Source organism: Janibacter sp. CoH_79_TC_3 (assembly GCF_058197955.1).
In genome coordinates this window covers 1-8481 of record NZ_JBXWIV010000035.1, presented here as the reverse complement: position 1 = coordinate 8481, position 8481 = coordinate 1, and the positions used below count along the sequence as shown (strand labels likewise).

Below are 8481 nucleotides of genomic sequence, written 5' to 3'. Positions count from 1 at the left end.
AAGCAGTGCTTTGCTAGTCGCTCCTCATTATACTCAAGCTCAATATATTTAATGATGTCATTGATAGCTTCGAATCTTGTTTTATAATCTTGATGATACACTAACTCATTCTTCCTTGCGGAGCAGTGTTCCTCGCGCGAGAAACTCTCTATCGGAGCATTATCAAAGCAATTACTACGCCTGGACATTGAGCCTTTCAACTTATGCTTCTTAATGATCTTATGATAGTTATAACTACAGTACTGACTGCCTCTATCAGAATACACAATTAGCCGTTGGGTGTACAAGTCTGAGGTAATTGACTATTTAAAGGAGGACGACTGGACTGACGTTAACTATGTTGAATTAGCCACGCTTGAGTGGGTGGAGTGGTTCAATAAAACACGACTGCATAGCACGATTGGTTATGTGTCACCCTTTGAGTTTGAAAAACGGTATTATGATAGTTTAATCCTGTCAGGCGTTGCTGCCTGACTCAAGTAAAACACTCTCCGATATACTCGGGACGTTTCAGTTTATAGGCTTGGGTGTATTATTTTTGGTGGTGTATCAAAAAGTATGCTGATTAAAGTTTGAACAATTCTTGAAGCCTTGAAAGGCCTGTAGAATAAGAAAACTTAGCATAGGTTTCTTATTGACTTTTATCGCTAGCATACTTTTTAGAACACCACCTTATTTTTAATAACAAATTTAACAATTTGTATAACACTATCGATTTACCATCCGCTTGATATTGGCTTTTATGTCGTGAATGACCTGATTTGATAGCTCTTTCTCGATATCGTAATTGTTAATAACCGTCAAAAAGCCCTCAGCTACTGATACTACCTGATCAATAATAGATTTTGCCTTGTTTTGCTTGATATCAGCCAACTTAGCTAATTTTAGTAAATGAGGTAGGGTAGGGTACCGAGCTTCACCTGCCACATCCATTTGATGATAGCCGTTCATACCTGAATTATAAGCGATATCATAAACAGGCGACAACGACCACCTGCCAGCTTCGTCCATCATAAAAGAAAAGTTCTTACTATGATCGTCTTTATTATTAAAAATAACATTAAATACGGCATGCCTAAAGCCATCTTCTACGGCAACTTGTGACTGAGTCAACATTCTTATGCAGCGTAGATATTGTAAATAATCTAAAGAAGGGGTTCTAAAATCGATATCTAATAAACCTGCCAACGTATGTATATGAATTCTTTTATTACCGATACGATCAAAGCGTTCAACCCCAAAGGCTGCATATTTGTTATCAATATCAAAATAATGATGAGCCGGCATGCCAAGGTCAGCTTGCTTTGCCATATCAGCGTAAAGCGACTCTAATAAACAAACGCTTTTATGCTCAGACTGGGCAGGAAACTTGATAAGCCATGGCGTTGCAGATGGATTCTCACTTGTTAAGTTAGAGGTAATAAAATTAGAAGTGTCATTATACAAAACAAGAGCCTTCGGTCTTGCGCCTTGAGGTGAACCGCCAATGACGATAAGCTCGGCTAATATATCAATGTCTTGACCTGATAAAATCGTTTGATTGGCAGCGGCAAGTTTGGCTAAAGTCAGCTCATTGGTATCAATAGTATCAGCAGATAAATCGTGTTGAGGCTCAAAGCTAAGCGCACCCATCGCTGAATCACCAATATAAGCCAAGCGATCTAAGACATTGATTGACGCAGCATTAGACAGTGTTTTTCGGAAAAATCTATCCATTAGTAGTATTCCCCAACCATCAGGTAGACTGTCTGACAGCAGTCCGCATAGATAATGGCTTGACGCATGAGTCCCATAATAAGGTGCGGCACGTAATGGCATCTCAATGGGCGATAGCTCAAGTCCATTTGTTATCCATGCTGCATCATAGCCAAATACAGGACGGCGTCCGTTCATTGTAAGCTGACCAATTAAACGCTTCGCGCCAAGGCCTCGATAGTAAATATTAACAACTGGTATTGGTTGATACATAGATTTATTCGCTACTTTTATTTGAGGCTCGTAAGCGCGGGTTTTGCTTGGCGATAATATCTTTGATATCGGCAGGCGCAACGTCAAATAACTCGGAAAAATGATTGATCATACCAAGGGCTATAGCCAGCCGAATGACATTGTCTAGTGTACCGCCTTGACTCGATTCAATACGAGCGACAGTGCTAATACCGATTCCTGCTTTCTCTGCTAAAGCTGATTGTGTCAAATTCAATGATAGCCGCCGTGCTTTTAAGCGATTACCTAAAATATCACTAATTTCACTTGGGGTATAAAAATCAAATCTCATATTCATATTTAATCAATCATATAGGAAGGATTAAAGGCTATTTTATCAGATTATAACTCAAATATGAATGGTTATATAATAGCTTTGTTGTACAGTAGTTCTACCGCTTAAGATTTGTAATCTTTCTAGAATAAATTCTAGACTAACTCTTAAGGGCATGAATCTTATAACTCACGCCAATATCTATTAAAAAGCAGGTAGACTTAGAAGTGAACCGTTCCTACTATATCGGAGAGTGATGTACTTGAGTCAGGCAGCAACGTCTGACAGGATTAAACTATCATAATACCGCTTTTCAAACTCAAAAGGTGGCACATAACCAATCGTGCTATGCAGTCGTGTTTTATTGAACCAGTCCACCCACTCAAGCGTGGCTAATTCAACATCATTAACGCCAGTCCAGTCCTCCTTTAAATAGTCAGTTACCTCAGACTTGTACAGCCCATTGACCGTTTCAGCCAAGGCATTGTCATAAGAATCACCCGTAGTGCCAACAGAGACACAATAACACCGCAGTCAGCCATCTTATCTGTGTAGCGAATGAATGAATACTGAACCCCTCTATCACTATGATGAATCATATTTTTAGGCTTATTTCTATCTGTTATCGCTTGGTTGAGTGCGGCCATCACCATATCGGTGTTCATGCGATAGGATACTTTCCAGCCCACAATGACACGAGCAAACACATCAATAATAAAAGCAGTATAAACCCAGCCACTCAGTGTCTTGATATAGGTAAAATCTGCAACCCAAAGCTGATTAGGACGATGGGCATTGAAGTTGCGATTGACTAGATCGTCAGCGCGCTTTGGGTCGTTACGGCTGTTGGTGGTAATCTTGCCTTTGCCACGCCAGACGCCTTGTAGGTCATGCTGACTGCGCAGTGAACGCTTATGTGGGTTGTCGCTTAAGTTTTGAGCACCATAATAATTTGATGGGGCAATCGGTAGTACTCGGCAGATGGCTAGGGTCCCATAATTGTTTTTATGGTCATCAATAAAGTCGACCATTATTTGGGTGGACGGCCCGTCTCCGCTTGGGCTTCAATCCCAGCAGCCTTGCGTATAATTTCGTTGGCTTGCTGACGGTCAGTTATTCTCGCGTTTAAGCTCTTTAATACGTTGCTCTTGGCTTTGAGCTTGCAATGATGCTGGAGTGGTTTGTTCTATGTTCTTCTTATGCCATGATCGCAGGGTCTCAGGTGTACAGCCAATCTTTGATGCTATGGCTTGGATGGCTGACTATGTAGAGGGATAGTCGCTTAATGCTTCAATGAGCATGCGAACAGTACGTTCTTTAATCTCAGGAGTATAGGCTTGTCTTTTTATTGTCGTATTCTCTCAGAATATTGAGTCTTCGACAATCCGAGGGCGGTTCATGATCTGGAAGAGCTGGTAAAGTGGATTAATAATGATATCGCAAACTATAGGTTCAACTTAGAGGAAAACTGTGAGATGTAGTCAAAACTAATATTGGCTGTATGCTGCAATTACGTATTAAAAATAATTATGATAATGTCATTAGTTTGTCACATCAACAACTTAATATAGCGAATTATAAATTCCTGAGCAGAAAATTAAGAGTTAGCCAGCATAGACAATCATTTTTAAACTTAAAAGGGTAAGAAGATGTTCGATATGAAAAAGCAAAATGATGTACAAGTTAGCTCGCAAAGTTTTGACGCTATCATGATGTTGGCAATCACTACGGTCGCAGATGACATTGGTAGTGCGCCTACTGTTGATACCCCATTATTTGATGAGGCTCACGAAGCTTATTGTGCCGATCTTTTGCAGAATATTATCGGATGGCAAGAACAAAACAACCGAGCTCGGTTATCTAATACAAATGCTACCCAAACCTACATTTATGCTAAGCGTGAGGCGTTGATAAAAGTTGCAGAGACAAGGCTCTATAACGCACTGCATAAAGGCGATTGTATTAGTGAAAAAGTGATATAGTAGCATGCTAAACAAGTTGATAGTTTTGGAGAACTTAAAAAAGAGAGCAAGGAAGAGGGTGTTTGTCTAAGGATTATTAGATAACTTGACCCACGCCGCACTGTAGTGTTATATTTTCTATACTGGTATTAGATTAGTTGTAAATTGGTATAGCTATGCAGGTCCTAAGCGAAAGACACTTCTCCGGTTCTTTCGTTTTTTTTATGTTGAGGCGGTAATGATAAAACGAATAGTTGAGCGTTATTGCTCAAAACAAGCCGATATCATTAATAGGCTGCAAAACGAAAATCTAGACCAGTAATTGGTTGATAGCAGCTATAAAGATAGCTTAGCTCATCTGTAGTGGTCAACTAATTTAGGACAGCTGATAAGAGGTTTTGATTAAAGTAACGTTTCTCTTTTTCTAGCAGTGTTAAATAATTGTTAAAAGTATGCGGTCTCACGGTTTGATAATAGCCCTAGATATAATCAACAATGGCACTTTTAGCCTCAGCGATATTCTCATAACCACCCTTTGGCATCCATTCTGTTTTAAAGCTTCTAAAGAAGCGCTCAGTTGGCGCGTTATCCCATGAGCGAGGATTAGCAAAGCACTGCTTTGCCCGAGTGCAAGGCGGAGGGCTGTGCCCGTAGTGAGTTACCTTTTCGGCTCATACTTTGCGTCATGCCCTCACAACTTGCCACGGATTCAGCGAATCTTGCACTGGTGTAATGGGTTCCCTGATCAGAGTGAAACAACACTCCAATTGGCTGTAAGCGCGTCTGATACGCCATCTGCAGCGCTTTGGTTGTCAGCACACTATCAGGCGAATCTGATACAGCAAAGCCAACAATACGCCGAGCATATAAATCTAATACCACAGCAAGATAACACCAGCCGCCTTTGATACGAATATAAGTGAACGTCGCCCGTCCAGACTTGATTGGGCGCTGCTGGGCTAAAGTTTCTATTTAAGATATTGTGATGCATTTTATGCGCCTCGTCAGCATGCTTATATTTATGCGTCTTTAACTGACAGCTTTTAAGCCCCATCTGCGCCATGAGTTTCCCCGCCACATAGCGAGTGAGCTTTATATTATGTTCATTCATTAGTATGGCAACAATGCTGCGAGCGCCTGCTGATTGCTTTGAGTCGTTAAATATTTGGCGGACTGATGCTTTGGTTTTGACGGTTTCAAGGCTAATTGGCTTGGGATGCCGTCCATAATAATAGCTGCTTTTCATTACGCCAAGTAGCTTACATAGAAGGCTTTTACTGACCTATTTATTTTGCTCTGCAAGCTGACTGATTAGCGATAGCCGTTCAGGCTGTCCAAGGCTAGCAGAGCGGAAGCCTCACTCGAGCATAGCTCTCGTCTTGCGTCGGGACAAAGCAGTGCTTCGTTTTATCCCTCCTCATTTAAGATGTCACGCTCCATAGTGAGCCGCTTAACCTGTTTGCGCAATTCTTGAAGCTCGCGCTGTTTATCCGTTAAAGCGTTGCCGACTTTAGGCGCTTCACCAGTCATTTCTTGATGCTACTGACTCAGCCATTTCTGCAAGGTGGATTTGCCTATCCCTAAGGAATCAGCCACATCAGGTATGGTGCGGTTATGATCAACGACTAAGCTGATGGCTTCTAATTTGAATTCTCAGGTATATTGATTGCGTTTGGTGGTCATACTATTTTCCTTCTTTGGGTTAGTATAACCTTGTATCTTGAATGACCGCTTAATACTATCGATGAAAGTATTTACACGCTTAATAAGAATAAGAGGAGGCTATTCAACATCAATCATTTAGTCGTCATTTATTATGCCTATGATGAAATGAAAGCATCAACCATATAAGACCCTGACTACTCATGTAGTGTTATTGAAATGACGATCTCAAAGATACCAGTAAGACCATAATAGTTTTTTACAGGTATACTCGGTCTTTTAGACGCTAGTAAGACAGATGTGGTTTGACTTCTATCGTCAGGCTGCGTAACTAAAATTTCCCAAGTTAATGTCTGCGGATTCTTCCGCATAGCCCAAACCCTGATATTAATAGCATCACCTGGGAAAAGTAAATTCCATACCCCAGCCCTTAAATTATTTCGATACTCATATACTTATATAATTACTTGCGTATAAGCTCATATATTTATATACTTATACCCTCATAAAGTTAAATACTTATGCAATTTAAACCACAAATCACAAATCACAAATTATGGAGTTGGGTTATGAAGGTTATTGCTGTGCTAAATCAAAAAGGCGGGAGTGGTAAAACGACTATTGCAACTCAGTTAGCAAGAGGTCTACAACTCCAGGGCCATAGTGTATTATTAGTAGATAGCGACCAGCAGGGTAGTGCGCGTGATTGGAGAGCAGTCGATGAAGATAATCCAGTACCGGTTATTGGACTGGATCGTCCAACTTTAGATAAAGATTTAAAAACCGTATCTGATAAAGATTATGTGGTTATTGACGGTTCACCGCAAGCAACCAATTTAGCCTTATCTGCTATCAAAGCAGCTGACTTCGTGTTGATACCAGTACAGCCAAGTCCTTATGATGTTTGGGCTACTAATGATCTTGTAGAACTAGTAAAACAGCGTATTGAAATGACTGATGGCAAGCTAAAAGCCGCTTTTGTAGTATCTCGAGCCATTCAAAACACCAATATCGGTAAAGAGGTTGCCTCTGTTCTGACAGAATACGGCTTACCTGTACTGGATGCTAGAATTATGCAGCGTGTAAGCTATCCAAATAGTGCGGCATTAGGTAAGACAGTATTTGAAACTGAAAGCAAAAACAGTAACGCTGTGCAAGAAATGACGGCTTTAGTGAATGAAGTAAAATCTTTTTTTAATGAAGAATAAGGTGGCGATATGAAAGCGGGCAGACCAAGCAAAGAAGCAAAAAACGAATTAACACTTGAAGATGTAAGCGATAAGACGAAGAAAAAAATCAATCGAGTGAATTTTAATTTAGATGACGATAGGCATCTTGCGTTAAAGAAGTATGCGCTTGAAAATCGTAAGACAGTGACTGAAGTGTTGATTGAAATGATCGACGAAAAAGTTTACCAACGATAGTGAAAAACTGCGTTAGCTCTTTATAAAAAATGCTCAACACGTTGCCTTGTCTTTATCAATTATGCAATAGACCTCTTGCAAAAGTCATAAACCAAGCTCGAAATTAACAATACTGGCGAATAGCTTCATTCTAAGATCGTAGCGCTGACGACGGTTACGATATTTATGAGCCACGATTTTGAACCGTTTGATTAAGCCTATTTTGTGTTCAACCATAATACGAAACTTAGCGAGATACTGATTGGCTTGTTTGCAGAGCTCTAACAATTGACCCCCACGTGGCTTTTTAAAGGGGGTGAAGCTCTGTTCATGTAACTTTGCAATGCCCTGATAGCCACTATCCCCTAATAGCTTAGTGTCACAAGGAAGCCAGTCGGGACAAGTATCTTTATATAACTTAAAATCGTGGATTGACCCTTTAGACGTTTGAATATCTAATATTAAGCCTGTTTTCCAGTGGACGATCATCTGTGCTTTTAAGGTGTGTTGTTTTTTCTTACCGCTATAGTAAGTCTCTTCCATAAAAGTGAAGGGTATTCCTAATAAAGATGGTCAAGCCCGACCGCGAGTATATTTTTTGCTCCATTAACGTCCTGTTGATGGACAGTTTGACAAGAACGGCAAAACCATACTCTGACACCAAGCCCTGATCTACCTTTCGGACTGTCTTGGCGAGAGCCGCAACACGAGCAGGTTTGGGTTGTGTACGCTTCACTAACTTCAATATAGTGGCAACCTGCGTTCGCGCATTTGTAATCCAGTTGTCGCTTAATTTCAAACCAACCAGCGTCATAGACGGATTTGGCTAGTTTACTTGAAGTGAATGATTTTGATTTTATCTTTCCAACAACGATTAAATTATTGGCTTTGACTAATTTATTGGTGAATTTATGAATCAGGTCTTGGCGGGTGTTTTTGATTTTTGCGTGAATGGCACAAACCCGCTTTTTGTTTTTAGCACGTTGGGCAATAGCCAGTTTTTCAGCGTATTGCTGAGTCAGCTTAGTGGTCAAAACATCGCCATACTACTGACTGCCGAATCTTTGCAGCCCAAATCAATACCAACCTTACCAGTACCGCATTTAGTCGTTGGAAACTCTTTAACCGTAATACAGGCATACCAGTTGCCGCGAGAATCTTGCACCAGCTCGCAGGTATTGATGCTATAGAGCGC

General features: G+C 40.6%; 10 protein-coding genes and 5 pseudogenes. 4 read left to right on the top strand and 11 right to left on the bottom strand.

Translation table 11 applies throughout. The features are described from left to right. Window positions 1–281 (bottom strand): annotated as a pseudogene (locus tag AC2FA3_RS14785) (IS3-like element ISPar1 family transposase); the annotation flags it as partial. Between AC2FA3_RS14785 and AC2FA3_RS14780 the strand changes: the two are divergent. Further along, window positions 280–474: pseudogene (locus AC2FA3_RS14780) on the top strand (IS3 family transposase); the annotation flags it as partial. The pseudogenes AC2FA3_RS14785 and AC2FA3_RS14780 overlap by 2 nt on opposite strands. A 234-nt stretch (window positions 475–708) precedes the next feature. Here the strand turns inward: AC2FA3_RS14780 and AC2FA3_RS14775 are convergent. The 3 genes and pseudogenes from AC2FA3_RS14775 to AC2FA3_RS14765 all read right to left on the bottom strand — a co-directional run bounded on the left by AC2FA3_RS14775 (window position 709) and on the right by AC2FA3_RS14765 (window position 3609). After that, window positions 709–1968 (bottom strand): type II toxin-antitoxin system HipA family toxin, encoded by a 1260-nt coding sequence (locus AC2FA3_RS14775; protein ID WP_490510244.1) that lies wholly within the window; start codon window positions 1966–1968, stop codon window positions 709–711. A gap of 4 nt (window positions 1969–1972) precedes the next feature. Further along, window positions 1973–2284, bottom strand: coding sequence for a helix-turn-helix domain-containing protein (locus AC2FA3_RS14770; protein ID WP_490510242.1), 312 nt, complete (start codon window positions 2282–2284; stop codon window positions 1973–1975). A 243-nt stretch (window positions 2285–2527) separates the two neighbouring features. Next, window positions 2528–3609: pseudogene (locus tag AC2FA3_RS14765) on the bottom strand (IS3 family transposase). 309 nt (window positions 3610–3918) lie between these two features. Between AC2FA3_RS14765 and AC2FA3_RS14760 the strand changes: the two are divergent. After that, a complete protein-coding gene (locus tag AC2FA3_RS14760; protein WP_490510241.1) occupies window positions 3919–4242 on the top strand; it encodes a hypothetical protein in 324 nt (107 codons plus the stop codon). A 458-nt stretch (window positions 4243–4700) separates the two neighbouring features. Here AC2FA3_RS14760 and AC2FA3_RS14755 read toward each other — a convergent pair. The 5 genes and pseudogenes from AC2FA3_RS14755 to AC2FA3_RS14735 form a co-directional block, all read right to left on the bottom strand. Then, window positions 4701–4784, bottom strand: a pseudogene (locus AC2FA3_RS14755) (hypothetical protein); the annotation flags it as partial. A 40-nt stretch (window positions 4785–4824) separates the two neighbouring features. Then, the gene (locus AC2FA3_RS14750) at window positions 4825–5136 is read right to left on the bottom strand and encodes a DDE-type integrase/transposase/recombinase (protein WP_490510246.1); all 312 of its coding nucleotides are present in this window, start codon (window positions 5134–5136) and stop codon (window positions 4825–4827) included. After that, entirely contained in the window at window positions 5045–5347 is a 303-nt protein-coding gene (locus AC2FA3_RS14745) for a hypothetical protein (RefSeq protein WP_490510245.1), read from the bottom strand. The genes AC2FA3_RS14750 and AC2FA3_RS14745 overlap by 92 nt, the downstream gene beginning before the upstream one ends. A 281-nt stretch (window positions 5348–5628) precedes the next feature. Next, window positions 5629–5751 (bottom strand): hypothetical protein, encoded by a 123-nt coding sequence (locus AC2FA3_RS14740; RefSeq protein WP_490510240.1) that lies wholly within the window; start codon window positions 5749–5751, stop codon window positions 5629–5631. A 9-nt stretch (window positions 5752–5760) separates the two neighbouring features. Further along, window positions 5761–5862: pseudogene (locus AC2FA3_RS14735) on the bottom strand (transposase); the annotation flags it as partial. A 590-nt stretch (window positions 5863–6452) separates the two neighbouring features. On the opposite strand from AC2FA3_RS14735, the gene parA reads away from it, so the two are divergent. Then, window positions 6453–7091: a ParA family partition ATPase gene (gene parA, locus AC2FA3_RS14730; RefSeq protein ID WP_490510239.1), complete on the top strand. Its 639-nt coding sequence runs from the start codon at window positions 6453–6455 to the stop codon at window positions 7089–7091. A 9-nt stretch (window positions 7092–7100) separates the two neighbouring features. Then, entirely contained in the window at window positions 7101–7307 is a 207-nt protein-coding gene (locus AC2FA3_RS14725) for a hypothetical protein (RefSeq protein ID WP_490510237.1), read from the top strand. An 84-nt stretch (window positions 7308–7391) separates the two neighbouring features. On the opposite strand, the gene AC2FA3_RS14720 is transcribed toward AC2FA3_RS14725, so the two are convergent. Then, the gene (locus AC2FA3_RS14720) at window positions 7392–7829 is read right to left on the bottom strand and encodes a transposase family protein (protein WP_490510236.1); all 438 of its coding nucleotides are present in this window, start codon (window positions 7827–7829) and stop codon (window positions 7392–7394) included. 17 nt (window positions 7830–7846) lie between these two features. Next, the gene (locus AC2FA3_RS14715; RefSeq protein WP_490510234.1) at window positions 7847–8320 is read right to left on the bottom strand and encodes an RNA-guided endonuclease InsQ/TnpB family protein; all 474 of its coding nucleotides are present in this window, start codon (window positions 8318–8320) and stop codon (window positions 7847–7849) included. Window positions 8321–8481 lie beyond the last annotated feature (161 nt).

Excerpts from the sequence above, each read along its gene's own strand:
- AC2FA3_RS14775 (WP_490510244.1), bottom strand. The coding sequence starts at position 1,968 with ATGTATCAACCAATACCAGTTGTTAATATTTACTATCGAGGCCTTGGC.
- AC2FA3_RS14770 (WP_490510242.1), bottom strand. The coding sequence starts at position 2,284 with ATGAATATGAGATTTGATTTTTATACCCCAAGTGAAATTAGTGATATT.
- AC2FA3_RS14760 (WP_490510241.1), top strand. The coding sequence starts at position 3,919 with ATGAAAAAGCAAAATGATGTACAAGTTAGCTCGCAAAGTTTTGACGCT.
- AC2FA3_RS14740 (WP_490510240.1), bottom strand. The coding sequence starts at position 5,751 with ATGACTGGTGAAGCGCCTAAAGTCGGCAACGCTTTAACGGATAAACAG.
- parA (WP_490510239.1), top strand. The coding sequence starts at position 6,453 with ATGAAGGTTATTGCTGTGCTAAATCAAAAAGGCGGGAGTGGTAAAACG.
- AC2FA3_RS14725 (WP_490510237.1), top strand. The coding sequence starts at position 7,101 with ATGAAAGCGGGCAGACCAAGCAAAGAAGCAAAAAACGAATTAACACTT.
- AC2FA3_RS14720 (WP_490510236.1), bottom strand. The coding sequence starts at position 7,829 with ATGGAAGAGACTTACTATAGCGGTAAGAAAAAACAACACACCTTAAAA.